Origin of the sequence: Shewanella carassii (assembly GCF_019670705.1) — a bacterium.
GTDB classification, from domain to species: Bacteria; Pseudomonadota; Gammaproteobacteria; order Enterobacterales; family Shewanellaceae; genus Shewanella; species Shewanella carassii.
In genome coordinates this window covers 855,060-881,583 of record NZ_AP024618.1, presented here as the reverse complement: position 1 = coordinate 881,583, position 26,524 = coordinate 855,060, and the positions used below count along the sequence as shown (strand labels likewise).

Below are 26,524 nucleotides of genomic sequence, written 5' to 3'. Positions count from 1 at the left end.
TCCAAATCGGTTAAATTAAACAAAAATCAACGCAAATAAAGGCGCGCCAAGCACCATGGCGATACCGGTAAAGATCATCGTCAGGCTGGCAATCACGCCTTCCTGCTGACCGAATTCGCTGGCTTTGGCGGCGCCGGCACCATGGGCAGAAGCGCCGAGTGCCACTCCTTTACCAAGAGAGGTCTTGATCCGCGCCAACTTGAACAGTGGCTCACACACCAACATGCCTATCACGCCGGTGAGCAACACCAGCATGGCGGTCAATTCCGGCACGCCACCGAAGGCACCCGTGGCCTCCATGGCAAACGGAGTCGACACTGAGCGTACCAGTACGCTGTGGCTCAGTTCACTGGGCAAAGGCACCAATTTGACCAACAGCCAAGAAGACACCAAACCCAACATGAGTCCGGCGACGACCCCAAGGCTAATGGTGATCGGATAACGGCAGATCAATTTGCGCTCGCGGTAAATAGGCACGGCAAAAGCTATGGTCGCCGGAGCCAGTAATGCCATCAGCCAATGGGTGTACTCAAAATAGGTCGGCAGCGGAATAGCCAACAGCAACACGGCGGCTAACACAGCCAAGGGTGCCAAAACTATTGGTGCCAACCACCAACTACGATGCCGACGATATAAGGCTTTGGCGCCGTAATAACAGATAAGAGTGATCAACAGACTCAAGAGAGCAAGCAAGGTATGAGACATAGCGTTACCCTTGCACTCCATGCTTGGCCAACTGGCGTTTCAAATTAAGGCGCCGCTCGAAGCGAAATACCCTGTCCACCACAAAGCCGGTTCCCAGCAATACTGAAGCGCTACCGAGCACCAGGGTCAGCATAATATTGAAACCATACTCCTCGAGCAGGGTTTCATATTTAAGTACTGAAATCACCGGTGGAATAAAAAACAGCAAGAGATCGCCAATCAACCAGGCAGCCCCCAGTTGTAGCGCCTTTTCCGGGATAAGCTTGAGCCCCAGCGCCAGCAATACCACCAACATTCCGAGCACACTGCCAGGGATGGGGGAATGCAATGCGGCGGCCAGAGCATGAGTACCCCATGCCAGCAAACAGATAGCCGCAATTTGCAGCAAGGTTGCACTAATGTGTTTGCCTTGAAGCCAAATGACTTTCGCCACTCTTTGAGGAGAAACCGTGCGTTTGCTGAGGGAGTGCATATCTTTACCGAATAACTTAACTGGGGTTTATTCTAGGCTTGCAATATCAATAAAAAAAATGAATATTAAGCATAGTTTGCATTCCATAAGGTTATTCAATTGGATCTGAAAGTTGTTCGCTACTTTATCGAAATAGTGGATGCCGGTGGATTTGCCAAGGCGGCGGAAAAGATCCACCTGACCCAACCCGCGCTGTCCAAGGCCATTCGCCAGTTGGAGCAGGAACTGGATCTGGTGCTCTTGGAAAGGGGCAAACGCGGCAGCCAACTACGACCTACCGCTGCCGGAGAAGTCGTCTACCGCCACGGCCAGGAACTATTGAATGTACGTCGCAACATGCTCAGAGAGTTGGCGGCGCAGCGCAGTCTCAACTCGGGTGAACTGCATCTGGGGCTGGCTCCCCTCGGCAGTGCCGAACTCTTTGCTCCTGTCATCGCCCGTTTTCGCAGCCGCTATCCCAAGGTGCAGATGCATCTCTTGGTTCGCGGCGGCGTCGAGCAAACCGCGGCCCTCAAGAAGGGGGAAATCGAACTAGCAACCGGGATCATCTCCTTTGAGAATGAGTTTGATGGCATCAGGATCCGCCGCGATCCCATGGTGGTAGTATTGCCAAGACAACACCCTCTGGCCGGTAGTCAAGAACTGACTCTCAAGGCATTGGCAGAGATCCCGCAGATCCTGTTTGAACCCGAATATGCCCTGCATGAGCTGGTGATAAATGCCTGCCAGAGAGCCGATTTCAGCCCCAAAGATGTGACTAGGGTCAGCCATCCCGACTTTGGTATCGCCTTGGTGGCAGCAGGCACAGGTGCCATGATACTGCCGAGCTTTATTGCCGAACGCCACGCGGTCGCTGGGGTGATTAGCATACCTTTGGCCGCATCCGATCTGATCTGGGAGCTGTCGCTGTTCTGGCGCCGGGGGCAACCACTCTCTTTTGCTGCCCAGGCGATGGTCGAGCTGGTCAGACAACGGCTGGCGCTGAACTGAGATCCCCATGCCTCAAGTGCTGCAGCCGAGTCAATTTTCGCCAACCGAGTCACAGCGTACCGTTACAACAGTACAAACTCATTGACACCCCGTTTTCGCGCCGCTAAGGTGAATCTCACTTTTCCGGGCCCGCTTGGCCTAGGTTCATTGACACAACCCGAGGTTCGCAATGCGGCCAATACACAAGCTTTATCTCTATCCCAAGCCACAGTGGCTTTGGCGGGGATATTGACCTGAACTTCCCTCTCCTGTGAGCCATTGTGGCTTTGCTGTCAGGTTTCGTTACCGGCTTTCCGGTTCTCTTGGGTACCCACAAATCCAAAACCTGGGTCCCTATTACGAAAATGCTTGTTGAGAATGTAATAAAATGAATAACAACAAAATCTTCGGTAGCATGCTGATCATTGCAGGCACCACTATCGGTGCCGGAATGCTGGCGCTGCCGCTGGCATCTGCCGGCCTGGGGTTCGGCGTTGCTTCGATACTGATGCTACTGCTTTGGGGATTGATGAGTTACACAGCACTGTTGATGCTGGAAGTGCATCAACATGCTCCCGCTCATGCCACTTTGCACACTTTGGCGCACAAGCTGCTCGGCCGTAAGGGGCAGTTACTGGCCAGCCTAGCGATGATGTTTCTACTATACGCCCTGTGCGCCGCCTATATTGCCGGTGGTGGCGCCCAACTCCACGATAAGCTGGTTCGTTATGCCGATCTGGCGCTGCCGCCACAGGTCGGCGCCATAGGTTTTGCACTGCTGATCGCCCTGGTGGTCGCCATAGGCACTCATTCGGTCGATATGATCAATCGAGTGCTGTTTACCCTCAAGATAGTCGCGTTGGTCATCATGTTGGCGCTGTTGTTGCCCCACGCCCAAGGCGGATACCTGCTGGAGCTGCCGTTGCAGCAAGGCTTGGTGATCTCGGCGCTGCCGGTAATCTTTACCTCTTTTGGTTTTCACGGCTCTATCCCCTCTGTGGTGCGCTATGTGGGACTGGATCTCAAGGCACTGAAGAAGATCATGCTAGTCGGCTCGGCTATGCCCTTGTTGGTCTACCTGCTTTGGCAACTGGCCAGTCAGGGCGCCTTGAGCCAGAGTGAATTGATGGCTTCCAAAGAACTCCCCAAATTCATCAACAGCCTGGGACAACTGCTGCATAACCCCATGATAGGCCAGACCGTATCCATATTTGCCGACTTGGCACTGGCTACCTCTTTCCTGGGAGTCAGCCTGGGACTATTTGATTTTATGGGTGATATTCTGCGCCGCAACGACAGTACCCGTCACAGACTACAAACCGCGGCCATCACCTTTTTGCCACCATTGGGATTTGCCCTCTTCTACCCTCAGGGCTTTATGGCCGCCCTGGGTTATGCGGCGATAGCCTTGGTGATACTGGCGGTATTCCTGCCTGTTGCCATGGTCTGGAAACAACGATGCCAACCTATGCCTGCGGGCAGCTACCGGGTCGGTGGGGGAAAACCCGCTCTGATATTGGCGGCGCTGTGCGGGATAGTGATCATCCTCAGCCAACTGCTACAGATGGCCGGAATACTGACTAAGGTCGGTTAAATAGGGAAAGAATAGGCAGCGGCCTGCTGTCGTCACTCACTCTAAAATAAAAACGCAGCTATCAAGCTGCGTTTTTATTGATTCATCACTCAGTTTATGGGTTCCAGCGAAACCCGGAAGCGACTGGATGACAGCTGAGCAAAGACCAGATCAAACCCTTCCGGGATCTCTTGCTCACTGATGACGACACACTGATCCAGCTGTTGCTCCAGGGCCTGTTGACGCCGCTGCTGCCTTTGCAGCATTGCGCTCCTGCCGCTGATAAAACTGGCGCCCCCCAGCAATCCTCCAACCAGCGCCAGCAGATTGGCCATCATGGGGTTACCTATTTGCAGTGCGCTGGCATCATCCAATAACCACCAGAGAATCGAAGCACTCAGCAGCAATACCCCACAGGCCAACCTGGCTATCGCGCTCGGCGCATTGTCTATTGGCAGTTTCAATTGGATATCGGCGGGTAAGTCAGCAAGGGTCACCGTCTGGGACCATGGCTCATACTTCACTGAGGCACTCTGGGTATCGGGCATAAATCATCCTTAATTTGAATGGAAGTGGTTGAAACTCGCGGGTCGGTTTCAACCCAAGTGAACGACATCTTGTCCTTATGTTAGCTGTCATTACCGGTTACAACGGCCGAGGCATTATACGCAAGCATCAATAAGCGCCGCAAACTCAATGTGTTATCAATTTGAACTCGGCCGAAAATCGCTACATTTTGTGGCAGCCATAGCCCCGTCGTCTGAGCTGAGCAAACTTGACCCCGTAAGTGACGGCGGACACAATAGCGCCGGAGACTCATTTGATGGAGCCTGTGGTGAGCGGTCAGCGACAGATACCAGAGCTGAAATTGGGACTGGCCATGTGGTCCCATAATCAGTGGCAGCACAGCCTTTATGGAAGGGGGACACCTCAGGCCGAGCGTCTGGCGCGCTACGCCGAGGTTTTCAATACGGTAGAGGGCAACACCAGCTTTTATGCCACCCCGTCAGCAAACAGTGTTAATAATTGGCGCGATGCCGTGGGTGAAGACTTTCGTTTTACCTTTAAACTGCCACAGGAGATCACTCACAAGTTGCAACTGAGGCACTGTGACGATGAACTCAAGCTGTTCCTGCAGGTGATGTCGCCACTGTTTGCCAAGACAGGCCTGTGGAAAATTCAGTTGCCCGGCTATTTTGGCCCCGAAGCCTTGGGGGCACTGGACACCTTTCTCGGTAAGCTGCCTACCGAGTTGCCTCTCGGGGTCGAGGTACGCCACCCGGCCTTCTTTGCCAAGGGAGAAGCCGAGCGTCGACTCAATCGCTTGCTGCTGCAGCGCTCGGTCAACCGCATCATAATGGACACCCGGCCGGTATTTGCCGCGCCGCCAAACAGTGCCGCCGTCATCGACGCCCATGAAAAGAAACCCAGAGTGCCGGTACATGCCATAGCAACCGGCCATTCCCCCACAGTGCGCTTTATCGGCCACCCGGAGCTCGAGGCCAATCAAGGCTTCTTCAAGCCTTGGCTGGACAAACTATGCCAATGGTTAAAAGAGGGACGCCAACCCTATCTGTTTGTCCACACCCCGGACAATGCCCAGGCACCTGAGCTGGCCATATGCTTATATCGTCTGCTCAGTGCCCGCTGGCAAGCCCAAAGCGGCCAACCACTGCCGACTTTGCAACTGCCCACAACAGCTGAGACTCATACCCAACAGTTGGGCCTGGCACTCTGATAGCCGAGAGTCTTGCCTCTTAAACATAAAAAATGCCGTTCAATCAAAGTAAACGGCATTCAACACTATAGGCATCATTTTCTGGCGCCGACCGGGATCATTATGTGGGCATAGGGTGTGCCTTTCCACATCACATAGGGGCCACCTTGTGCGGGGTCAGTCGGCAAACTGTCGAGCATGGCGGGATCTGGCACCAGAATCATCAGGTGTGGTCCTTCGACAATCCATTGATTGTCCGCGGTTTCCATTTCGGCATAAGGGTCGATATTGCTGGCCCCACCATCACCGGCCAACATATAGGAAATACCTATCGCCTTCGCCTGAAATGGTTTTTTCTCCATCCAGGCATTGGCCCATTCCATCCAAGGGCCGTCCATACACATGGGAGCCGTTCCCTTGAGCTGCGGTGGCGTAGGAAAGCAGGTGTAACTGCCATCCCCCTGTTGCAGCACATTCTTGTTCCAATCAACAACGGTAACACTGGCACGTATGGTGGGCGGAGCGGCACTCAGGGCATCATCCAGCATCATCTGCTGAGCTTCGGTGAGTGCGGCATGGGTGACGCCGGCGAAGGAAGATAGAGTCAAGGTTAACATTAGAGCTGAAGTTTTCATCAAACCAGCCTCCAGGTTGAGCTCGGATACAACAACACCGAGATCTCCAGTATAGTTTCTACTGAAAAGATCGATTTTAGTCCCCAAGTTCAATATATTAGCTATTGAATCATCCAAAGCCCAGGAGGAGACAAGATGTTTTCTCTATCCCAGACGCTATCTATCTTCGCCGCTTTGCCGGATCCCGTGTTTATTCTGACCCGCAGTGGCCGCTATGCCGCTGTGCTGGGTGGCGCCGATAGTCGCTACTATCACAACGGCACCACCTTGGTAGGAAAGTACGTCTCCCAGGTGATCCAACAACCCAAGTGCGAGTGGTTTCTGAGCCAGATAGCGCAAGCCTTGCTGAGCCGCCGCCTCTGGGTGGTGGAATATAGCCTGGGCGGTAACGATGTTATGGGGATCACAGAGCAAGGCCCCACTGAATCCATCTGGTTTGAAGGTCGGATCCAGGCATTGGACTTTCAAGTTGATGGTGAAGATGCCGTAGTTTGGGTTGCCAGCAATATTACCCGTCGCCATCAATTGGAGCAGGAACTCAGAGAGCGTTGCGAGCGCGATCCGCTCACTCAACTCTACAATCGCCGTAAATTACTGCAACTGCTGACCGAAAATTTGGCTCGATTCCAACGTTATCAGACCCCGACCAGTATATTGGTCTTCGATCTCGATAACCTCAAAAAACTCAACGACAGCTCGGGCCATTTGATGGGTGACAAGGCAATAACCACCCTGGCAGATATCTGCCAGGCTAATCTCAGGGCCCAGGATAGTGCCTCCCGTTACGGCGGCGATGAATTTGTCATTCTCATGCCCCATACGACTACGGAGCAAGCGCAGCCCATAGCTGAGCGCTTACGAAGTGAATGCTCCCGGCGCCTCAGAGCCTTGGGGATTGCCGAAGAATGCGCCAGCATCAGCGGCGGCCTCAGCGAGTTTCAATGCGGTGATACCAATATAGATGCGGTAATATCCAGGGCCGACGGCGCCCTTTACCAGGCCAAAGCACAGGGCCGCAACCGGATTGTGCTGGCCAAGGGGCCAGAGTGCACTGAATCGCCCTAAAAAACACGGGTAAACAAAAAGCCGGCACTTAGCCGGCTTCTTCATTGAATTGACTCGTCTATTTCGAGCGACTGAACTTAAGCCTGTGGGCGCATGGCCGGGAACAGGATCACGTCACGAATGGTGTGAGTGTTGGTAAACAACATCACCAGACGGTCGATACCTATGCCCTGACCGGCTGTCGGTGGCAGGCCGTGCTCCAGCGCCGTGATATAGTCGGCATCATAGAACATGGCTTCGTCGTCACCGGCATCCTTGGCTTCAACCTGAGCCTTGAAGCGGTTGTCCTGATCTTCGGCGTCGTTGAGCTCGCTGAAGCCGTTGGCCACTTCACGACCACCGATGAAGAACTCGAAGCGGTCGGTGATGAAGTCGTTGTCATCGTTGCGACGGGCCAGTGGCGAGATGTCCGCTGGGTAGCCGGTGATGAAGGTAGGCTGCATCAGTTTAGGCTCGGCGGTTTCACCGAAGATCTCTTCCAGCAGTTGACCACAAGTCCAGAAAGATTCGATTTCCAGCCCTACGTCTTTGGCCAGCTTACGCATAAACTCAAGATCCTTGACCTCTTCATAGGTCATGGCCTGAATCGTGGCGTTGTCTGGGTTGTAGTGCTGAATCGCTTCCAGCATGCTCATGCGGGCGTAAGGGCCGCCGAAGTCGATGCTGTGCTCGCCGTAAGGCAGCTTGGTGTCACCCAGCAGATCCTGAGCGATGGAAGACAGCATCTCTTCGGTAAGATCCATCAGATCGCGGTAATCTGCATAGGCCATATAGAATTCCATCATGGTGAATTCAGGGTTATGGCGTGGCGACAGCCCCTCGTTACGGAAGTTACGGTTGATTTCGAACACTCGCTCAAAACCACCGACAACCAGACGCTTGAGGTACAGCTCAGGCGCAATACGCAGATACATGTCGATATCCAGCGCATTGTGGTGAGTGATAAATGGACGCGCGGAAGCACCACCCGGGATGACATGCATCATAGGGGTTTCCACTTCCATAAACTCTTTTTTCACCATGAAGTTACGTATGGCTGAAACCACTTTGGAGCGCATGACGAAGGCGTCACGGGAATCCTGGTTGACGATCAGGTCAACATAACGCTGACGGTAACGGGTTTCCTGATCGGTCAAACCGTGGAACTTCTCAGGCAGCGGGCGCAGCGCCTTGGTCAGCAGCTGATACTCTTCCATATTAACGTACAGGTCGCCCTTACCGGACAGATGCAGAGTGCCTTTAACACCAACTATGTCGCCGATATCCAGGCCCTGATAGCGTTCTTTCAGATCAGCCTGTACTTCTTTGCCGGCATAGGCCTGAATGCGACCGGATACGTCCTGCAGAACCAGGAAGGGGCCACGCTTGGCCATGATCCGACCGGCAATGGCGGTCTTGAAGCCCAGAGACTCGAGCTCTTCTTTGCTCTTATCGGCGAACTGCGCCTGCAGCTCGGCAGCCTTGTGGCTGCGACGGAAAGTGTTAGGGTGACCATTGGCCGGGCAGCCCTGGCGTACATGTTCCAGCTTGGCGCGACGTTCCGCGATCAGCTTGTTCTCATCCAATACTTGTTCAGTCATTTTCCGCTTCTTCTCTGTTACAGCCCGGACTTCAGGCTGGCTTCAATAAATCTGTCCAGATCACCGTCCAACACGGCCTGGGTATTACGGGTTTCCACCCCGGTGCGCAGATCCTTGATGCGGGAATCATCCAGCACGTAGGAGCGGATCTGACTGCCCCAGCCGATGTCCGACTTGGCATCTTCCGCCGCCTGCTTCTCGGCGTTTTGCTTTTGCATCTCCAACTCAAACAGCTTGGCTTTCAGCTGTTTCATTGCTGTGTCTTTGTTCTTGTGCTGTGAACGGTCGTTCTGGCACTGCACCACAGTATTGGTCGGAATGTGGGTAATACGCACCGCAGATTCGGTTCTGTTAACGTGCTGACCACCGGCACCCGAGGCGCGGTACACGTCGATACGCAGATCGGCCGGATTGATGTCGATCTCGATGGAGTCGTCAATCTCAGGGTAAACAAACACAGAACAGAATGAGGTATGGCGGCGACCACCCGAGTCGAAGGGCGACTTACGCACCAGACGATGCACGCCGGTTTCGGTTCTCAGCCAGCCATAGGCGTATTCACCACTGAACTTGATGGTGGCACTCTTGATACCGGCCACATCGCCGTCTGAGACTTCGATAAGTTCAGGGTTGAAGTCATGCTCTTCACCCCAGCGCAGATACATGCGCAGCACCATGTTGGCCCAGTCCTGCGCTTCGGTACCGCCGGAGCCGGACTGAATGTCCAGATAGCAGTCGGAAGCGTCCTGTGGACCCGAGAACATACGGCGGAATTCCAGCTCTTCCAGACGCTTTTCCAGATCGCCCAGTTCACTGTTGGCATCATTGAAGGTTTCTTCATCTTCCTCTTCAATGGCCAGCTCCAGCAGCCCCTCGACATCTTCGAGGCCCGCATCCATATCGTCTATGGTCTTAACCACAACTTCCAGCGCCGAGCGCTCTTTACCCAAGGCTTGAGCACGCTCTGGCTCATTCCATACTTCGGAGCTTTCCAGCTCGCGGCTTACTTCTTCCAGACGCTCTTTCTTGGCGTCATAGTCAAAGATACCCCCTAAGGAGCATTGTGCGGTCGGCAAGCTCCTTGATTTTGTTTTTTACCGGATTGACTTCAAACATGCGATTTCAACTTTCTTTGGTGTTAAGGACGTATGCAAACGAGGGATTTTAACCCAAGCAGGCGCTGAAACCTATGCCACGGCGGGCAGAAGCTTGATTTTTTTTCGTCGGTGCCGCAATCGGGGCCGTTCCGGTAAAGTATCTTGGCTACTCTAGCCAATTCACCGGCGATAAAACTGTGACTCACTGCCGGTAAAGACATCAAACCTTTAGTCAATTTATGAGGTTCGTTGGTTTTGCCAGACAAATCGTCAACGCCCTCATGAGACGAGGCAGAAGATAGCTCCACATTTCGGCTGCGCAGCAAGAGCCAGATCACATCATTAAAAATCCGTTTTTTAAATAAGTGCACAGAGTGGAGCCGCTTTGTGAATCCCTCAACAAAAGCCTGTTCTGGCTCAATGAAGCAACCCCCGCGATCGATATACTGCATGGTTATCAGCTTAATTAGTCCCTACTTCACCATTACCGAATAAGGTGAGCAAATAACAAGGCTGCCCATGTTTGAGATCTATATCGACGGCCAGGCCGTCAGCGCCTTTGAGGGCGAGACCCTGTTGCAAGCGGCCCAGCGGGCCGGCATCGACATTCCTTGTCTGTGTCACCATACAGACGCACACGCGGCTACCACAGAAGGCGCCGATCAACACCTGTGCCAACTGACCCGAGTTGACCAGATAATGGCCGACACAAACAGACCGCTGCTGGCCTGCTCGACTCCGGCAGTTGCCGGAATGCAGCTCAAGAATCATACCCAGGCAGTGCACAGCCATCGGCAGCAGGTGCTGAAACGGATCTTGAAAGATCACTTCGCCGATTGCGAAGCCCCCTGCCAGCAAGCCTGCCCGGCGGGCGTCGATGTGCAGTCTTACCTGTATCATATCGGTCAGGGTAATCACACTGAAGCGGTGCGGATCCTCAAGCAGACCCTGCCTCTGCCACTGTCTATCGGCCGGGTCTGCCCGGCATTTTGTGAAAGCGCCTGTCGCCGCGCCCTGATCGATGAGCCATTGGCAATACGTCAGCTAAAACGCCACGCCGCCGATCTGGATTTGGCCGATGCCGAACCCTATCAACCGCCCAAGGCCGACCCCAGCGGCAAGAAGGTGGCCATAATCGGCGCCGGTCCCGCTGGGCTCAGCGCCGGTTTTTTCCTCGCCAATCAGGGCCATGAAGTGGACATCTTTGAGGCCGCGCCCAAGGCCGGTGGTTGGCTAAGATACGGCATTCCAGAGTATCGTCTGCCCAAGGCGATACTCGATAAAGAGATAGCGCTGCTGGAGCGCAGCGGCATTCGCATTCACACCAACACAGTCATAGGCGAGCATATCCTGCTGCCGAAACTGGCCGAGGAGTATCATGCCCTCTGTCTGGCGATGGGTGCGCAAAAGGCTGTGCCACTCGACTATCCCGGCAGTGACCTGCCCGGCTGCTATCTCGGGGTCGACTACCTTAAAGATCTGGCAATGGACCACCAGCTGGTCACAGGTAAGAAGGTAGCCGTTGTCGGCGGCGGCAATACCGCCATAGATTGTGCCCGCAGCGCCAGACGCCTCGGTGCCGAGGTGACCCTGATCTACCGGCGTACCAAAGAGGAGATGCCGGCCGAAGCCTTTGAAATTCATGAAGCTGAGCAGGAAGGGATCCACTTCCTACTACTGACCAATCCTGTGGCCAACCATGCCGGCAGTGACGGCCGTCTTGCACGAGTCACGCTGGAAAAAATGTCTTTAGGCGAACCGGATGCCTCCGGCCGCCGCCGACCTCAGCCCAGCGGCGAAACCTTCGACTGCGAGTTTGATACCCTGATCGCCGCCGTGTCCCAATCACCGGATCTGGCCTTTCTGCAGCAGCCTGAAAACCGTCTGCTGCAAGGCGCTCCGGCGCTCAGCCGCTGGAATACGATCAACGGCTGCGACATCACATTGAGTACAGGGCTGGAAAAACTGTTTGTTATCGGTGATGTACGCCGCGGACCCGCCACTGCGGTGGAAGCGGTCGCCGATGGTCGCCGCGCCGCCGAGGCCATAGATGCTCTGTTCAATCAGGGGCTCAGTTGCCCACTGACGCCGGTGGCGTTCAATGCCAGCAAGGCGATAGGGCTCAAGTCCCAACAGGATTTACCCAAAGGTCTTTTCCCCTCACAGGTGAAAAGTGCCAGAGTCAAGATGCCGGAGTTACCTGTAGCCGAGCGCCTGAGTAACTTTGCCGAAGTGGAGCTGGGACTGACGCCGCAAATGGCCGAAGCCGAGGCCAAACGCTGCCTCGAATGTGGCTGTCAGGCCAATATGGACTGTCGCCTGCGAGACTACGCCAGTGAATACAAGGTCAGCAGCCAGGGCTTGCTAGAGCAAGATAGCAGTGGCGACTCGGCGCTGCAGGCCAGACACTTTGCCCAAGACTTGAGTGCGCCCTTTATCCGTTTCGACGCCAACCGCTGCATCAGTTGCGGCGCCTGTGTTGACATCTGCCACCGCCGCAGCGGCCACAAGGCGATCAGCTTTGAGGCCGACCAATTCTCGGCGCTGCCGGGAGGCAATAGCGAACGCCGGGCCCCCAGAGCCGGTTTCAGCGTCTCCATGGCTGACAGCGATTGTGTTCAGTGCGGCAACTGCCTGCAGGTGTGCCCGACCGGCGCCTTGGTCGATGCCCGCCACAAGACCCAAGGACAAGCCCCCGACATCAAGGTGACCAGCACCATCTGCACCTATTGCGGCGTGGGTTGTCGCATCCGCTTCAAGGTAGACACTAGCCAGAATCGTATCCTTGCGGCCGAAGGTGATGTGCGCTCACCTGTGAACCAGGGCATGCTCTGCGTCAAGGGCCGCTTCGGCTTCGACTTTATCAACAGTAAAGAGCGCCTGACCCAGCCACTAATACGCCGTAACGGCAAGTTGGAACCCTGTAGCTGGCAAACGGCCATCAGCTATATTGCCGCCCACTGGCAAGAACAATTGGCACAGTTTGGCCCGAGTTCATTCGGCGCACTGGCATCCGCCAAGGCCACCAATGAAGAAAACTTCCTGCTGCAAAAGCTGTTCAGAGCCGTTATCGGCAGCAACAACATAGATCACTGCGCCCGCCTGTGCCATGCCTCCACTGTGACCGGGCTCTACGATGCCCTCGGCAGCGGCGCCATGACCAATGACATTCCCGGAATAGAAGATTCAGATCTCATCTTTATCCTGGGCTCGGATACCGACTGCGCCCACCCCATCATTGCCTCGAGGATCAAGTCGGTCGTCAATCGCGGCAAGGCCAGACTCCTGGTCGCCGATCCCAAGCGGGTCAGCATAGCCGACAGCGCCGAGCTGTTTGTGCGTCATCGCCCCGGCACAGATGTGATGCTGCTCAACGCCATCATGCAGCAGATACTGCTCAACGACTGGCATGATAAGGCCTATATCCGCAGCCGCACCACAGGCTTTGAGGCCTTGCGCGAAGAGTTGTTGCGGCCGGAGTACAGCCTGGAGCAGGCCGCTAGGGTGACAGGCGTCAGCAGCGGCGAAATAGCGGCCATGGCCGAAATGCTGGGTACCGCCAAAAAGACCGCCCTCTACTACGCCATGGGGATCACCCAGCACACCACAGGCCATGACAATGTTACCGCCATTGCCAACTTGCAGCTATTGCTGGGCAACCTCGGACTCGACGGCGCCGGGATCAACCCTTTGCGCGGCCAGAGCAATGTCCAGGGTGCCTGTGATATGGGCGCCCTGCCCAACTATTTCAGCGGCTATCAACGTCTGGATGACGATGCTGCGCGGCTGAAACTGGCGCGGGCCTGGGGCACAGACAAGCTGAGCCCTGAGACAGGTATTCCAGCCTCTCATATGATGCAGGCAATTTTGGATGGCCGGCTGCAGAGCCTGTTTGTCATGGGCGAAAACCCGGTACTGAGCGACCCTGACCAGGCCCATGTTCTCAAGGCGCTGAAAAAACTGCCATTTTTGGTGGTGCAGGATATCTTTCTCACCGAAACTGCCGACATGGCCGATGTGGTATTGCCAGCAGCGGCCTTTGCCGAAAAGCGCGGCCACTTCACCAATACCGAGCGCCGGGTTCAACGACTGGAAGTCGCCTTGCAATCGCCAGGTAGTGCCCGTCCGGACTGGCAGATACTACAGCTGCTGGCCAATGCCATGGGCGCCGACTGGCACTATGGCGATGAACAGGCAATTTGGCAGGAAGTCACGGCCCTGACCCCTAGCTACGCCGGGATCAGTTGGCACAGAACCACGGATAATCCGGCCGGGTTGCAGTGGCCCTGCCCAGATGAGCAACATCCGGGTACCCGGGTATTGCACCGCAACAGCTTTACTCACGGCAAAGGGCGACTGCAACCGGTCAATTATCGTTTACCGGCTGAGCTGCCGGGCGGTGATTACCCCTTGATGCTGTCGACCGGACGCCTGTTGGAGCAGTTCCACACCGGCACCATGACCCGTAAAACCGCCGGGCTGGACGAACTCGGCTCCCCCAGAGTGATGATCTCGGTTGAGGATGCCGAGCGTTTGGGCGTCGACAAGGGCGACTGGCTCAAACTGGAAAGCCGCCGTGGTGAGATATTCATTCAGGCCTTTGTCAGCCGCCGGGCTCAGCCTGGAGTCTTGTTCCTGCCATTCCATTTCGTGGAAGCCGCGGCCAACAAACTGACTATCAATGCGCTGGATCCCGTGGCTCATATTCCTGAGTTCAAGGTGTGTGCCGTCAAGGCTGAGCGCGTCGAGGCGCCTTTGGCTTCCTAAACTTAAACTGAGTTCCATAAAAAACGGCGCCTGATTGGCGCCGTTTTATTTTTCTTTAGTTGCTCATTCCTGCAACTGAGCTCTCAAGCAAGATTAGACTCTGAACTGATTGACCAGTTGTCCCAGATTATCACCGCTGTGAGACACAGTCTGACTGACTCTGGCGGCATCCTCACTAGAATGCAGCAACTCGGCAACTATCTCCTGAATCGCATAAACGTTACGGTTAATCTCCTCGGTCACCGAACTCTGCTCTGTGGCAGCGGTGGCAATTTGAGTACTCATATCATTGATGGAAGTGACAGAGCTGGTTACCGCTCCCAAACTTTCTGAGATCAACTTAGACGATTCGACACTGCGATGACAGCTCTGCTGACTCTCTTCCATGGCGGCCACGGCTTGACTCACCAAGCGATGCAGCTCGCTGAGCATCTCATTGATCTCCAAGGTGCTGGCCTGGGTGCGACTCGCTAAACTGCGCACTTCATCGGCCACCACGGCAAAGCCCCGTCCTTGCTCACCGGCACGGGCCGCCTCAATTGCCGCATTCAATGCCAACAAGTTGGTCTGCTCGGCGATGCCGCCAATGACAGACAAGACGCTGTTGATCCGCTGTGATTGCTCGCTGAGCGATTGAATATGATTGGCGGCGCTGTTGATTTCCGCCATCAGGGTGGAGATCTCGGTCAGCGAAGTATCGACGCACTCCTGAGCCTTGGCGACTTCATCGGTAGCCACATGAGTGGCTTCCGCTACCTGAGTTGTGTTCATCGCCACTTCCTGGGCAGTAGAAGACATCTCGGTAATGGCGGTCACCACCTGATCGGTTTCATTGTTGTGATTCACCAGTTGAGCTGCAATGGCCTGTGTCTGGGAGTGAATCGAGCCAGCCGCATCCTGCACTTCATGGGTTGCCGTGGTGACATCACGAATAATACGTTGTAGCTTGTCGACAAAGCGGTTGAAGGCCTGTCCCAGCTGAGCGATTTCATCATCCCCTCGCACTTGCAGGCGCTTGGTCAGGTCGCCTTCCCCTTCAGCGATATCGTTGAGGTTATCCAGCATGTTGCGAATAGGAGTCACAGTACGCTGGGCAGCAAACAATATGATGGCAGCGGTCACAACGGTGATCACTATGACTATCATCAGTGTCAGCCATAGTTTGTCCTTCATCGCTTCCAACGCCGTCTGCTCATATTCGGCAACGGAGGCATCGATATCATCGACATAGGCACCGGTGCCGATAATCCAGTCAGTGCCAGGGATCATCGCGGCATAACCTATCTTTTCCACCAGTTCATTCGTGCCAGGCTTCTGATAGTAATAGGTCATAATGCCATCACCACTGCGGGCCGCATTGAGTAATCCGACAATAATCCGAGTCCCTTTGGGGTCCGTCATTCCTATCTGATCTGTACCTTCCAGCTCAGGCAGTAGGGCATGAAACAGATTCTTGCCATTGCCGTCATAGACAAAGAAGTAACCGGCACTGCCAAAGCGTACATCTCGCAAAGCAGCCTTATAGTCACTCCCTTGGGAACGTTGGAAAACAACGATTTCCTTAGCGACTTCAGTGACATGAACCAATTCCTGACGACGCTCATGGAGCAGTTTTTCTCTGAAGTTGGTTACTTCACTTTTTAATGCATCCGACTCCACTGTCCATGATAACAACATCAGTACAATGGACACCGTCAGCAACGGTAATAGAGAAAGTAACAACAACTTATTTCTTAAACTCAGACTAGACACTTTGCATACCCCCAAGAAATTTACCTTTGTAAATTATAGTCACTTTGTTCCAACTAAGTTCGTAGAAAAAAAAGGTAGAGATCAAAGTTTGACCATTTATGTTACGAGATCAACCTTGATAATGCGCCCATCGAGGCATATCCAAACACCAGCAAAACCAAAGGCAAACGCCACAGTTTAAGCATAATCAAGCCCACTAATACCATAGCCATAGAGACTGGCCCTGTGACCGCACTACTGAATACCGGTTGATAAAGTGCAGTTAACAACAAGCCAACAACCGCCGCATTGATTCCCATCACCATGGCGGCAATTTGGGGGCGTTCGGCAATCCCCTGCCAGCCGCGGATCACCGTCAGTAAGAGTAAAAAGCCCGGAAGGAAGATGCCTAGCGTAGCCACCAGGGCGCCAACCAAGGCATTTTGCGGCCACAATTCAGCCCCCAAATAAGCCGCCAAACTGAACATAGGGCCGGGAACGGCTTGCGCTAGGGCGTAGCCGGTCAAAAATCTGTCATGATCTATGCTGTTTGCCAATTGGCTCTCAAGCAAAGGCAGCACCACATGGCCCCCACCAAACACCATGGTGCCGGTCTGATAAAACTGGTTGAAGAGTTCGGCCAAGGGACTGGCAAGCAGAGGGCCACTGAGCAACAGCAAAAACAGAAAGATCAGCAAGGCACTCCAATTCAGCTGCATACTTCTCGGATTCGATGGCACGGGCATATCGCGATTGAGCCAATAAAAACCGATAACCGCCGCGGCAACCAACACGAATAATTGAGTCAGGTTTCCCGGCAACAAAAGCAGGATAATGGCACTAAGCAGCGCCATTAGCTGTGTGATAGGTTGGCGACAGAACTGCTTGAACATTCCCCAAGCTGCATCGGCCACTACCACCACAGCCAACAGCTTGAGTCCGGCGATAACTCCCTGAAATAAATCATTGGAAAGGTACTGATAGCTGCTGACCGCCAACAGAAACATCAACAGAAAAGAAGGTAAGGTAAAACCGAGAAAGGCCAATATTGCCCCGGGTAAGGCACCGCGGCGATAACCTATGGCAAAACCGACCTGACTCGATCCCGGACCGGGCAAGAACTGACTCAAAGCCACCAAGGACGCATAATCTTTATCATCGAGCCAGCGCAACTCTTCGACAAAGGTTTTACGAAAATACCCAATATGTGCCGCCGGACCACCAAAACTCACCAGCCCTAAAGCAAAAAAACGAACAAATATCTGCCACATCAAATAGTCAACCCACTGCTTACTTACCCAGGCCACATTGTATGACGCATATGTGACATTTACCTTATATAGTAAAAACTATTGCGGCCAACGGTTAGCAAATGGCTTGAAACTCACCTTGCTGACTCATTGCACCTGGCAACTGGCCAGCAGCCAGAAAAGCGGCAGAGCACTTAACAGCAGAGGCTCATAATAAACTTCAGCTGCGACTCAACAGCACCAATACCTCATAGTGATCCGTGTGCGGGAACATATCGAACAGTTGCACCTTGCGCACACGATAACCACTGATTGCCGCCAGATCTTTGGCCAAAGATTCAGGGTTGCAGCTGGAATAGAGCAGGTGCGGCGGCGCAAAGGTCGAAATGGCCTGGCAAAGCTCGGCGCCTATGCCACGTCTCGGCGGATTGACTATCATAAGATCCGGTACCTGGCCTGCCGACTGCGCCGCGGCAAAGCTGCCCGAATCCAGCGCCTTGAAGTTCACCCGCTCAAGCCCCTGCTTTTCGGCGGATAACTTGGCGCAGGCGATGGCTTCAGCCTCGATTTCAATCCCCGTAAGCTCTGTGTCTTTGCTGGCGCAGTGCAGCCCAAAACCGCCGACACCACAGAAGAGATCCCAAATCGACTCAGGCTTCAGCTCACTGACCCAGTCTTTGGCGCTCTGATAAAGGGCCGCCGCCACTTGTGGGTTGGTTTGAAAGAAGCTCTTGGGGCGGATATAGAGAGGCACGCCATTGAAGGACTCCTCCAGACGTTGCGCCTCGGTGAGAAAAATCTCCTGTTCACCTTCGAGCCTGGCCATATGAACTGGCTGCAGATTCACAGATACCAGCTTGATGGCAGGAAACTCGGCCAGCAGCTTTGGCAGCTCACGCTCAATCCGTTCGATGGATTGCCTGGAGCGCAACACAAACCTGAGCATAAAGTCGCCGCTTGTCTCGGCGCGGGTCAACAACACAAACTTGAGTTCGCCCTTGGCCTTATCTACCCGATAGGGTGGGATCCCGGCCTGACGCACAAACAGCTCAAGCCGATGCAGCAAGGCCTGCATATCGGCAGGATAGAGAGGGCAATCGCACAGGCTCACGGCCTCACCACTCGGGGAGACTATCCCCAGAATGGGTTGATGGGCGGCCCCGAGTGCCACCATCTTGGCCTTGTTGCGAAAACCCAGGGACGGCCCGCTGACAGGGGCCAAGAGTTCAAAGGGGGTAAAGGGGCTGAGCAACTGCGCCAACTGCTCACTCTTGGCGGCCAGTTGTTGCACCATTGGCGTTTCTATGTGAGTACAGGAGCGGCACTTGCCCTGCGCAAAAAAGTCACATCTCACTCTGATATATCCCAAGTTTCCAATTTAGCCCGGCGGCAAAAGCGGCACACTTTAGCCTGTTTCACCCTAAAAATCATCCCAGCATCAGCTTGTCGACATCCGCTTTGGGGCTGCGTTTGCCAAGCACCTTGCTTATCTCTGCCGTCACCGCCTTGGCGGTGGCACGAAAGGTGGTTAACTTGCCGCCGTAGAGCGTCAGCAACCTGGGATGGGAATAACGCTGGTACAACTGTACCTCTCGCGGCCGACCAAAGGCATCGCCATCGCCCTTGGGCAGCACCCGCATGCCACTGAAATGCGCCAATACCTTGGCTTCAAGCGCCTCTGTAGTGACAGCACCCGTGAAACTGCCAGAGCCTCCAAAATAGTGCCGATAGATCCCCAGCAGATATGCTATCTCCTCTCGGGTGATCTGCGGAACCGGTCCCTGGCAGAGGGTTTCCGTGGTGCCTACCAGCGTCTTGCCGTACCAAGGCATCACGAATACCACCCGCTCATCGAAGCAGGATTCCAGATAGAGCACCCCGGGCGGCGCAGGAATATCCAGAAGCAAATGACTCCCCTGCACCCAGTCTATTGCCGTCTGGGCTATGGGCGGTGTCACCCGCGCCAGCAGTTCGTTGACAAAGGCGCCGGCGGCGTTGACCAGAAAGCGGCAGTGCAGCATTTTGTCGCCATCCGCATCCCGGTAACTCAGCTTACATCCCTGAGGCTCATGCTCTATTGTCAAACACTCGGCGCCCTCGCGGATATCGGCACCGAGCAGCCTGGCGCTATCGGCCACCGCCTTGGTCAGCAAAGCATCATCCGTCTGGGCATCCCAGTATTGGAACATATGAGTCATTCCCGCCAGCTTGAGCCCGGGAAAGCTTCCCCAAGCCCTGGCCGGCAGGCTACGAAAACGGCCCAGGCGGTCAAACTCGCTCAGCAAGCCGTAGAGGCTGAGGCCGGCCCTGAGGGTCAAGGCGCCGCGGCGACTGTCACGATAAACCGGGATAAAGAAAGGAACGGCCTTGACCAGGGTTGGCGCCAGACGCAATAACTCGCGCCGGGCCCGCAGCGATTCGCGCACCAGATCCAGTTGTCCGGATTCGAGATAACGTAAGCCGCCATGGATCAGTTTGCTGGACTGGGAGGAGGTGCCTGCCGCCAGAGTGGACTTTTCCAGTAGCACCACGGAATAACCGGCCGCCGCCGCGCACTGCGCCACCGCCACGCCGGAGATGCCGCCACCTATGATTGCCAGATCGACCTGTTCCATCAGCCTCTTTCCGTTAACGTTCCAATTGCTGCCACAGGGTGTCACACAAGCTTTTCAGTTGTTGCAGCTCAGCCTGCGGCATGGCACTGCGACACAGCATCTGCTCAGGCACATCGGCGGCGCGCGCTTGCAAAGCCTGCCCGGCATCGGTGAGCGTCAGTACCCGCACCCGCTCGTCCTGTTCACTGCGGCCTCTTAACAGCAAGCCTTTAGTTTCCAGGCGTTTGAGCAAGGGCGTCAAGGTACCTGAATCCAGATGTAAACGCTCACCCAGCGCCTTGACACTGATGCCCTTGTGCTGCCAAAGCACTAACATGGCCAGATATTGTGGATAAGTAAGATCCAGGGCATCGAGCACAGGCCGGTAGGCCCGCACCATAGCATTGGCGGCGCTGTATAGTGAAAAGCAAACCTGGTTTTCCAGGCACAGGGGATTGTTTGACATGAGCCAACCCGAAAAAACAACTTACATTGTGCACAATATACTTGCCTCCACCCAAAATATCGAGCCAACGTTTTAATAATTAGATTGAAAAGCACTTCTCATCAGCGTCAAACTAGGGAAGGTGCGAACAAGTCCCATGCGTGCTCTGCGTCGGCTTACAGGCCTGCAATGCCTCTTGAGCGAACCTCAATAGGTGGCCCCAAACGGCATTATGATGACTTTATCCAGAGGTAACTCCAGGCCCGCTTTCGCTTAGCCCCTTCCTCAAGCCATCACTTGAGTCTGCTATGGGAAAGATGCAATTGAATCAGTAAGGTGTTATTTACAATTATTATTAAGTCAATTTATTGGCAACGAAACAAATAAATGTCAGTATGACTAAATTTATATTTTCGGTGACATTTTCCCGTCATTCATACTGTATTATGACGTTCCTCTCTTTTAGAACAGTTTTCATAGAAAATTGATTTATTCCTGACAATCGATTAAATTTGCGCCTCAAAAGTGGACCAAAACAATAATAACGACATAATCAAAGGAGAATGATATGCGTGTCCTAATACTGGGGTTACTGCTGTTTGCCGGGGTATCCCAAGCCGCCTGCGAAAAAAGCATCTTGCTTGGTAATATCGATTATGCCAAGAACAGCTCTTATTTCAGCGCCCGTGATTCTTTACAACTGGATAAAATTGTTGCCGACAACAGCAGTAATTCAAGCGGCTATCTATTATTGGAATTCAATATGGATAAATCTCTCGGTGATGAAGAGTTACAAAAATATAATATGTGGCTTGCCAATAGACGCATCGAAAGGGTTAAAGAGTATTTAACGGCAGCGAACTTTCCCCAACCTATCGTCACCCGGATCCGTACCGCGACCCATAAAGACAACCGCGAAGTGAGCCTGCATTGGTGCAACAACCAACAGATGCTGGCGACCATAGAAAAACCGCGCAGCGCCGAGTAACGCCGTTTTTTACAGGTCATAGTGATAAACGGCGGCGAGCTTACTGGCCCAGTTGTCTCAACCGTTCCCCTTACTGTCAGCGCTTATCCGCCATCACTCTCCGTTATCAATAACCAAGAGTGATGGCAACCCGAGACCGCCACTAGAGCTTAAAACGCCCCACTTCATGACGTAGTGAATCAGACAACTCAGCCAGTTGCTGTGCCTTAGTGGTGGCACTGTTGGCCTCCTGCGACAAAAGCAGAGAAACTTCGCGAATCGATTCAGTATTGCGATTGATTTCACCGGTCACGGAGGTTTGCTCTTCGGCCGCGGCCGCTATCTGGCTCGCCATATCGGATATCTGGGCGATCGCCTGGCTTATCTGCTCCAGGCTGGCGCTGGCCGATTCGGCATCCATCACACTGGTTTCCGCCATCTGATGGCTCTGCGCCATGGAATTCACAGCCTTAGTCGCTGTCATTTGCAGTGTCTCGATCATGGCCTGGATCTCTTGCGTGGACGCGTGCGTTCGCTGCGATAGTACCCTGACTTCATCGGCCACTACGGCAAAGCCACGCCCCTGCTCACCGGCTCTGGCAGCTTCAATGGCGGCGTTCAGAGCCAAGAGATTCGTCTGCTCGGCAATACCGCTGATGGTCAGCAAAATACTATTGATCTTCTGTGAATGTTCATTGAGCTCACCGATAATTTCACTGGCGGTCGCCACTTCCTGTGCCAGACAGTGAATCGATTCCTGACTTTGCTGTACCTGTTGTTGACTACTGCCAGACAGGCCAACCGCCGACTGCGCCGTCAGGGCCGCCTGCTCCGCATTGCCAGCTATCTCCTCGGTGGCACCGGCCATTTCAGTGACGGCGGTCGCGACCATAGTGACTTCATCTTGCTGACCCTCGATACGTCGACGGCTATCCTCGGCAGAGTCACGGGTCTGTTGAGCTTGTTCACCCAATTGCTGAGCAATTTCATTCATACGGGAGATCATGCCATGCAGGCGTTCAACAAAACGGTTGAATCCGCTGGCCAGAGTGCCAATTTCATCGTGTTGATTACGGGTCTCGATACGCACGGTAAGATCGCCCTCTCCCTCTGCAATATCGTTGAGCGCCTTGGCAAGCCGCTCCAGATCGGAAAACTGACTCTTAAACACCAATACCAACAGGCCACCAAAACCCACCAAAAACAAGGCGCCGACTCCCGACATCCACCAGGCTAACTCAGTAGCCTCGGCCATGATGCTCGCCTTATCCATGACAAACATCAATGCCCAATCCGTATGAGGTACGGCTGCGACATAAAAGAGTTTGTCACTACCGGCAAATTTCATCTCATCAACGGTATTGGCCCTGATAGCGGCGCTGAACCACTGGGGTGTAAAAATACCACCAAGTTGATTAACTCGCTGACCATTCAGGGCCTTGTCTGGATGGCTGATAATTAAACCACTACGCTCCAGCATCACGGCATAGCCATCCCCCGGCACCTTGAGGGTTCGCACAGCCTCTGTCAGCTGTTCAATGGTTAAGTCGGCTGCCACCACACCTTGTATCTGACCATTCTGAAGCAAGGGTTCTGCAATGGTGACCACAGGCTTTTGCATGGTGGCACTAAAGTAAGGAACCGTCATTATCATGGCTCCTGCGCGTTTGGCATCTCGATACCAAGGCCTGACTCGGGGATCATAACCTGCTCGCTGCAAGTTAGGATCCTGGCGATACATGTTGCCCTTTTCATCGCCGTAATAGGTCAGAGCCAAACCGCTGGCCTCATGGGCTTGCATTAGAAAAGGCGTGATATTAACGTCAAGATTCCGCTGCAGTGTGCCCCTCAAGCTGCTGATCGCCTGTTGTCTATCAACCATCCATTGTCCAATACCGCCAGCAAAGGTCGTTGCCAGTTGATCGACCTCATGTTGAGTGCGCTGCATGGCGTTGTCACGAATGGAAGAGGAAGAAAGGCCAACCAAGGCTACAACCGTGAGAAAGACGGCACCCAAGCTGACCAGCAGTAAGCGGGCTTTAAGCGTGAACTGCATAAGGAGTCCTATAGATATTTAAAGGGGAGTAAAGGTAAAGCGACAAAAAAGTAAATTACTGAAATCATCAGTGCAGATAGTTACGCCTGCATGCAGTTTTATTAGACAAACATTAACAAATATCTATGCGTCTCACTTTAGAGACTTTTTCGAGTCCGATAACAGTTTTAAAGCCGCTCTATCATGAACTTCCCAGCCTTGGAGTAAAGTGTATGTAGGGTACTTGTGGCTTCAATATGGCCATGAGTACATCAGTGAATATTCTATTCCTCTTGCACAGGTAAGCTTATGTTACGAAATATCCTCCTCTGCCTGATACTGAGCTTCAGCACAGGCCTCGCCGCCACTGAAACTCAAATGACACCCAATCAGTGGCAACAGGTAGATCAGCAGGGACAGATCAAGATCCCGTTATATTTTGTCTGGTCCAAGACTTGCCCACATTGTGCCGAGGCACATCCCTTTATCGACTCCTTAGCAGAACGTTATCCCTGGATTGAGCTGCATTCCTTGATGGTGGGAGCACCGGGTACCCAAGAGACTTGGCAACAGTTGGCTGAAGCGACCGGCACGGAAGCACGTTCAGTGCCTTATATGGCCACCTGTGGCAAAGCCATCATAGGTTATTCCAGTGAAGAAGTGACCGGCCAATTCCTGCTCAATCGTCTCAAGAACTGTTACCTCCAAGCGGGCGGGGAGTTACCTCAGGAAGAGATGCCCGGGCAGTCATCATCACAATCTGCGTCAGGTTCATCCCAAGCGCCCCTGTTTGGCACTTGCGCCAATGACGGTGGCAATGGCACCTGTGATGCAACGGCACTGGCGGCAGAGCCCGAAGTGCAGCCGGTGGAATTGCCTCTGGTGGGAGTCGTGACGCCGGAAACCATGTCACTGCCGATCCTTACGCTGGTACTTGCCGGTGTCGATGCCTTTAACCCCTGCGCCTTCTTTGTGCTCTTGTTCCTGTTGTCCATCATGGTCAACGCCAAGAGCCGCGGCCGTATGCTGCTGGTAGGAGGCATCTTCGTGTTCTTCTCTGGCTTTATTTACTTCCTGTTTATGACCGCTTGGCTCAACATCTTCCAATTGCTGGGGGCTGGCAGTGATGGCGGGATGATTATTCTAGCGGCCGGGATCCTGGCGCTGATAGCCGGCACTATCAACATCAAAGACTACTTCTTTACCAAGGGGGAAGTGACCCTCTCGATGTCGGCGGAAAACCGCAGCGGACTTATCAAGCGCATGGGCAAACTATCCAGCGCCTCCAGCCTGGCGACCATGATAGCCGGCACCACAGTATTGGCGATTCTGGCCAACGCCTATGAACTCTTGTGTACCGCGGGCTTCCCGATGATCTACACCAGTGTGCTTTCGATGCATAATCTGCCAAGCTTCGAACGTTACATGTACCTGGTTCTGTATAACATCGTCTACGTTATCCCACTGGCCATCATAGTGATCGCCTTCAGCATGACTCTCGGCAAGCGCAAGCTGACCGAGAAAGAGGGGCAAACTCTAAAACTGATGTCCGGCGTCATGATGTTGGGATTGGGTGGCACCCTGGCGGTCAATCCCGCAGCGCTGCAGAGCGTCAGCCTGGCATTGGGGCTAATTATTGGCGCCATAGTCGTCACGATCCTGATAGTGATGGGCCGAAAATTCCTGGAACGCCGCCGCAAGGCCGCTTGATGGTTCAGCATAACCAAGTCGCCAGATGGCGGCTTGGCTTCTTTGCCGAACCTGCGGGATTTAGGCTAAAGTTATAGCTATTGATGCCGATAACAAGATAATGCCCGAGTCCCGTAATGCGACTCTCCAACCCCGAGGAAAGCCATGACAGTCTCTCTCAACTCTCAGCCGCTGTCTGTGAATATGGATACCGGTGCTGTCGGTGTTAAAGTCGCCCAGTTAGCCAAGCAACAGCAACAAGCCGAAGGCGAAATTGCACTGCAACTGATCCAAGCCGCTACACCCGCGCAGGAGCCAGCTGCCCCCGTTGGAAATATAGGCCGTAATATCAATACCACGGCTTGATTTGCTCGGCGCTGCTATTTAACTCATCGGCGCTCCCAATTTGCCACTTTGACTTAATACCCAAAAAAGAACCCAGCATCGCTGGGTTCTTTTTTGGGTATTAAGTCAGATATTGTCACTGTCCAGGCTTGATATCAAAGGCTTGAAAGCTGCATTAACACCCGCTCATCGCTTCCCAGAAGCAACAATTTGCCATCCTGGATTTCACCTTTAACCACTTGGGGTAAGACCTGCATTACCAGTTGTTCCTGAGCCATAAGTGCATCGACACAAGCTTTCATCGTGCTACCAGCCGGAACCAGTTTCAACTTCTGCCCTTCCAGAGAGTATGTTCCAAAGAAATTGTTGCAGCTGTTATTACCGGAGAGCTTACCATCATCGGCAAAAACCAACTGTGCCGGGCTGTAATCTATTGTCGGTTGCCCCAGAATACTTTCCACATGCCAGCTACCTTCCAGTGGCAAAGGCTGACCCTGGGTATCAGGAGTGGTTTGGCATGCTGCCAACCCCAAAAGCAGCGCTGCGGCTACGAGCGTTTTTTTAATCATGGTCATTTTTCCATTGGTTTATTGAACTCTTATAGTGTGACAAGAATAAGGCGGATAAAAAAGAGGGGCAACGGAGATTGATAAGACTAATTCGGTGTCTCAACTGGCCACTGAAGCTACATGACGCAAAATATGTTAACACCAGGTGGCAATGCTGAGTGATGGCTGTTATATCCACCGGGATGACCTTGATAGAAGTAATTGTGAACCGCTTCCCGGGTGCATGATATCAATCGACTCAGATATAGCTCATTTCATCTTGTTATCACCAGTAGCATTACCAATTCGCTAAAAAACAGCGTATTCAACACTGGATTTA

The 26,524-nt window shown here is 53.7% G+C and carries 22 protein-coding genes; 8 read left to right on the top strand and 14 right to left on the bottom strand.

The features are described 5' to 3' along the window. Positions 1 to 15: 15 nt before the first annotated feature. Positions 16 to 705: an LrgB family protein gene (locus tag K5621_RS04095; protein ID WP_221050500.1), complete on the bottom strand. Its 690-nt coding sequence runs from the start codon at positions 703 to 705 to the stop codon at positions 16 to 18. Between the two features lie 4 nt (positions 706 to 709). Further along, positions 710 to 1,177: a CidA/LrgA family protein gene (locus tag K5621_RS04090; protein ID WP_221050499.1), complete on the bottom strand. Its 468-nt coding sequence runs from the start codon at positions 1,175 to 1,177 to the stop codon at positions 710 to 712. Between the two features lie 99 nt (positions 1,178 to 1,276). Between K5621_RS04090 and K5621_RS04085 the strand changes: the two genes are divergently transcribed. Both K5621_RS04085 and K5621_RS04080 read left to right on the top strand, forming a co-directional pair. After that, positions 1,277 to 2,167, top strand: coding sequence for a LysR family transcriptional regulator (locus K5621_RS04085; RefSeq protein WP_221050498.1), 891 nt, complete (start codon positions 1,277 to 1,279; stop codon positions 2,165 to 2,167). Between the two features lie 367 nt (positions 2,168 to 2,534). Then, positions 2,535 to 3,740 (top strand): aromatic amino acid transport family protein, encoded by a 1,206-nt coding sequence (locus tag K5621_RS04080; RefSeq protein ID WP_100142533.1) that lies wholly within the window; start codon positions 2,535 to 2,537, stop codon positions 3,738 to 3,740. 89 nt (positions 3,741 to 3,829) lie between these two features. Here the strand turns inward: K5621_RS04080 and K5621_RS04075 are convergent, their stop codons facing one another. Beyond that, positions 3,830 to 4,267: a hypothetical protein gene (locus K5621_RS04075; protein WP_221050497.1), complete on the bottom strand. Its 438-nt coding sequence runs from the start codon at positions 4,265 to 4,267 to the stop codon at positions 3,830 to 3,832. A gap of 275 nt (positions 4,268 to 4,542) precedes the next feature. Between K5621_RS04075 and K5621_RS04070 the strand changes: the two genes are divergently transcribed. Beyond that, entirely contained in the window at positions 4,543 to 5,457 is a 915-nt protein-coding gene (locus tag K5621_RS04070) for a DUF72 domain-containing protein (protein WP_425332465.1), read from the top strand. A gap of 74 nt (positions 5,458 to 5,531) precedes the next feature. On the opposite strand, the gene K5621_RS04065 is transcribed toward K5621_RS04070, so the two are convergent. Continuing rightward, a complete protein-coding gene (locus tag K5621_RS04065) occupies positions 5,532 to 6,071 on the bottom strand; it encodes a hypothetical protein (RefSeq protein ID WP_245003134.1) in 540 nt (179 codons plus the stop codon). Between the two features lie 135 nt (positions 6,072 to 6,206). Here K5621_RS04065 and K5621_RS04060 point away from each other — a divergent pair, with 135 nt between their 5' ends. Continuing rightward, on the top strand, positions 6,207 to 7,136 hold the full coding sequence (locus K5621_RS04060) for a GGDEF domain-containing protein (protein WP_221050496.1): 930 nt from the start codon (positions 6,207 to 6,209) through the stop codon (positions 7,134 to 7,136). 77 nt (positions 7,137 to 7,213) lie between these two features. Here K5621_RS04060 and lysS read toward each other — a convergent pair whose 3' ends face one another. From lysS to K5621_RS04045, 3 genes are all read right to left on the bottom strand, one after another. Continuing rightward, positions 7,214 to 8,716 carry a lysine--tRNA ligase gene (gene lysS / locus K5621_RS04055; protein ID WP_028779438.1) on the bottom strand — a complete coding sequence of 501 codons (1,503 nt, stop codon included), beginning with the start codon at positions 8,714 to 8,716 and terminating at the stop codon, positions 7,214 to 7,216. A gap of 17 nt (positions 8,717 to 8,733) precedes the next feature. Then, positions 8,734 to 9,832, bottom strand: a protein-coding gene (gene prfB, locus K5621_RS04050; RefSeq protein ID WP_221050495.1) for a peptide chain release factor 2 whose coding sequence is annotated in 2 segments (ribosomal slippage) — positions 8,734 to 9,756 and positions 9,758 to 9,832 — 1,098 coding nt in all. Because the reading frame shifts where the segments join, the coding sequence is not laid out codon by codon here. A gap of 22 nt (positions 9,833 to 9,854) precedes the next feature. Next, positions 9,855 to 10,265 (bottom strand): hypothetical protein, encoded by a 411-nt coding sequence (locus K5621_RS04045; RefSeq protein WP_221050494.1) that lies wholly within the window; start codon positions 10,263 to 10,265, stop codon positions 9,855 to 9,857. 67 nt (positions 10,266 to 10,332) lie between these two features. On the opposite strand from K5621_RS04045, the gene fdhF reads away from it, so the two are divergent. After that, positions 10,333 to 14,580 carry a formate dehydrogenase subunit alpha gene (fdhF, locus tag K5621_RS04040; protein ID WP_221050493.1) on the top strand — a complete coding sequence of 1,416 codons (4,248 nt, stop codon included), beginning with the start codon at positions 10,333 to 10,335 and terminating at the stop codon, positions 14,578 to 14,580. Between the two features lie 93 nt (positions 14,581 to 14,673). Here the strand turns inward: fdhF and K5621_RS04035 are convergent, their stop codons facing one another. The 5 genes from K5621_RS04035 to ohrR all read right to left on the bottom strand — a co-directional run bounded on the left by K5621_RS04035 (position 14,674) and on the right by ohrR (position 20,621). Next, positions 14,674 to 16,332, bottom strand: a complete 1,659-nt coding sequence (locus K5621_RS04035) for a methyl-accepting chemotaxis protein (RefSeq protein ID WP_221050492.1) — start codon at positions 16,330 to 16,332, stop codon at positions 14,674 to 14,676. Positions 16,333 to 16,433: 101 nt separating this feature from the next. Continuing rightward, a complete protein-coding gene (gene chrA, locus K5621_RS04030) occupies positions 16,434 to 17,618 on the bottom strand; it encodes a chromate efflux transporter (RefSeq protein ID WP_308419681.1) in 1,185 nt (394 codons plus the stop codon). A gap of 163 nt (positions 17,619 to 17,781) precedes the next feature. Continuing rightward, positions 17,782 to 18,915 (bottom strand): 23S rRNA (uracil(747)-C(5))-methyltransferase RlmC, encoded by a 1,134-nt coding sequence (gene rlmC / locus K5621_RS04025; protein ID WP_221050491.1) that lies wholly within the window; start codon positions 18,913 to 18,915, stop codon positions 17,782 to 17,784. A gap of 73 nt (positions 18,916 to 18,988) precedes the next feature. Further along, on the bottom strand, positions 18,989 to 20,176 hold the full coding sequence (locus K5621_RS04020) for an FAD-dependent oxidoreductase (RefSeq protein ID WP_221050490.1): 1,188 nt from the start codon (positions 20,174 to 20,176) through the stop codon (positions 18,989 to 18,991). A gap of 13 nt (positions 20,177 to 20,189) precedes the next feature. After that, positions 20,190 to 20,621 (bottom strand): transcriptional regulator OhrR, encoded by a 432-nt coding sequence (ohrR, locus tag K5621_RS04015; protein ID WP_221050489.1) that lies wholly within the window; start codon positions 20,619 to 20,621, stop codon positions 20,190 to 20,192. Positions 20,622 to 21,168: 547 nt separating this feature from the next. Between ohrR and K5621_RS04010 the strand changes: the two genes are divergently transcribed. After that, a complete protein-coding gene (locus K5621_RS04010) occupies positions 21,169 to 21,588 on the top strand; it encodes an OmpA family protein (RefSeq protein ID WP_100142523.1) in 420 nt (139 codons plus the stop codon). A 142-nt stretch (positions 21,589 to 21,730) separates the two neighbouring features. Here the strand turns inward: K5621_RS04010 and K5621_RS04005 are convergent, their stop codons facing one another. Next, positions 21,731 to 23,623, bottom strand: a complete 1,893-nt coding sequence (locus K5621_RS04005; protein WP_221050488.1) for a methyl-accepting chemotaxis protein — start codon at positions 23,621 to 23,623, stop codon at positions 21,731 to 21,733. Positions 23,624 to 23,911: 288 nt separating this feature from the next. Here K5621_RS04005 and K5621_RS04000 point away from each other — a divergent pair, with 288 nt between their 5' ends. Beyond that, on the top strand, positions 23,912 to 25,312 hold the full coding sequence (locus K5621_RS04000) for a cytochrome C biosynthesis protein (protein WP_221050487.1): 1,401 nt from the start codon (positions 23,912 to 23,914) through the stop codon (positions 25,310 to 25,312). 144 nt (positions 25,313 to 25,456) lie between these two features. Continuing rightward, complete coding sequence (locus K5621_RS03995; protein ID WP_100142520.1) at positions 25,457 to 25,657, top strand: cytoplasmic protein; 201 nt, start codon at positions 25,457 to 25,459, stop codon at positions 25,655 to 25,657. A 134-nt stretch (positions 25,658 to 25,791) separates the two neighbouring features. Here the strand turns inward: K5621_RS03995 and K5621_RS03990 are convergent, their stop codons facing one another. Beyond that, on the bottom strand, positions 25,792 to 26,205 hold the full coding sequence (locus K5621_RS03990; RefSeq protein WP_100142519.1) for an META domain-containing protein: 414 nt from the start codon (positions 26,203 to 26,205) through the stop codon (positions 25,792 to 25,794). Positions 26,206 to 26,524: the final 319 nt, after the last annotated feature.

Excerpts from the sequence above, each read along its gene's own strand:
- lysS (WP_028779438.1), bottom strand. The coding sequence starts at position 8,716 with ATGACTGAACAAGTATTGGATGAGAACAAGCTGATCGCGGAACGTCGC.
- K5621_RS04080 (WP_100142533.1), top strand. The coding sequence starts at position 2,535 with ATGAATAACAACAAAATCTTCGGTAGCATGCTGATCATTGCAGGCACC.
- K5621_RS04070 (WP_425332465.1), top strand. The coding sequence starts at position 4,543 with ATGGAGCCTGTGGTGAGCGGTCAGCGACAGATACCAGAGCTGAAATTG.
- K5621_RS04065 (WP_245003134.1), bottom strand. The coding sequence starts at position 6,071 with ATGAAAACTTCAGCTCTAATGTTAACCTTGACTCTATCTTCCTTCGCC.
- K5621_RS04005 (WP_221050488.1), bottom strand. The coding sequence starts at position 23,623 with ATGCAGTTCACGCTTAAAGCCCGCTTACTGCTGGTCAGCTTGGGTGCC.
- K5621_RS04000 (WP_221050487.1), top strand. The coding sequence starts at position 23,912 with ATGTTACGAAATATCCTCCTCTGCCTGATACTGAGCTTCAGCACAGGC.
- fdhF (WP_221050493.1), top strand. The coding sequence starts at position 10,333 with ATGTTTGAGATCTATATCGACGGCCAGGCCGTCAGCGCCTTTGAGGGC.
- K5621_RS04090 (WP_221050499.1), bottom strand. The coding sequence starts at position 1,177 with ATGCACTCCCTCAGCAAACGCACGGTTTCTCCTCAAAGAGTGGCGAAA.
- K5621_RS04010 (WP_100142523.1), top strand. The coding sequence starts at position 21,169 with ATGCGTGTCCTAATACTGGGGTTACTGCTGTTTGCCGGGGTATCCCAA.
- ohrR (WP_221050489.1), bottom strand. The coding sequence starts at position 20,621 with ATGTCAAACAATCCCCTGTGCCTGGAAAACCAGGTTTGCTTTTCACTA.
- K5621_RS03995 (WP_100142520.1), top strand. The coding sequence starts at position 25,457 with ATGACAGTCTCTCTCAACTCTCAGCCGCTGTCTGTGAATATGGATACC.
- K5621_RS04095 (WP_221050500.1), bottom strand. The coding sequence starts at position 705 with ATGTCTCATACCTTGCTTGCTCTCTTGAGTCTGTTGATCACTCTTATC.
- K5621_RS04060 (WP_221050496.1), top strand. The coding sequence starts at position 6,207 with ATGTTTTCTCTATCCCAGACGCTATCTATCTTCGCCGCTTTGCCGGAT.
- K5621_RS04075 (WP_221050497.1), bottom strand. The coding sequence starts at position 4,267 with ATGCCCGATACCCAGAGTGCCTCAGTGAAGTATGAGCCATGGTCCCAG.
- K5621_RS04020 (WP_221050490.1), bottom strand. The coding sequence starts at position 20,176 with ATGGAACAGGTCGATCTGGCAATCATAGGTGGCGGCATCTCCGGCGTG.
- K5621_RS03990 (WP_100142519.1), bottom strand. The coding sequence starts at position 26,205 with ATGATTAAAAAAACGCTCGTAGCCGCAGCGCTGCTTTTGGGGTTGGCA.
- K5621_RS04045 (WP_221050494.1), bottom strand. The coding sequence starts at position 10,265 with ATGCAGTATATCGATCGCGGGGGTTGCTTCATTGAGCCAGAACAGGCT.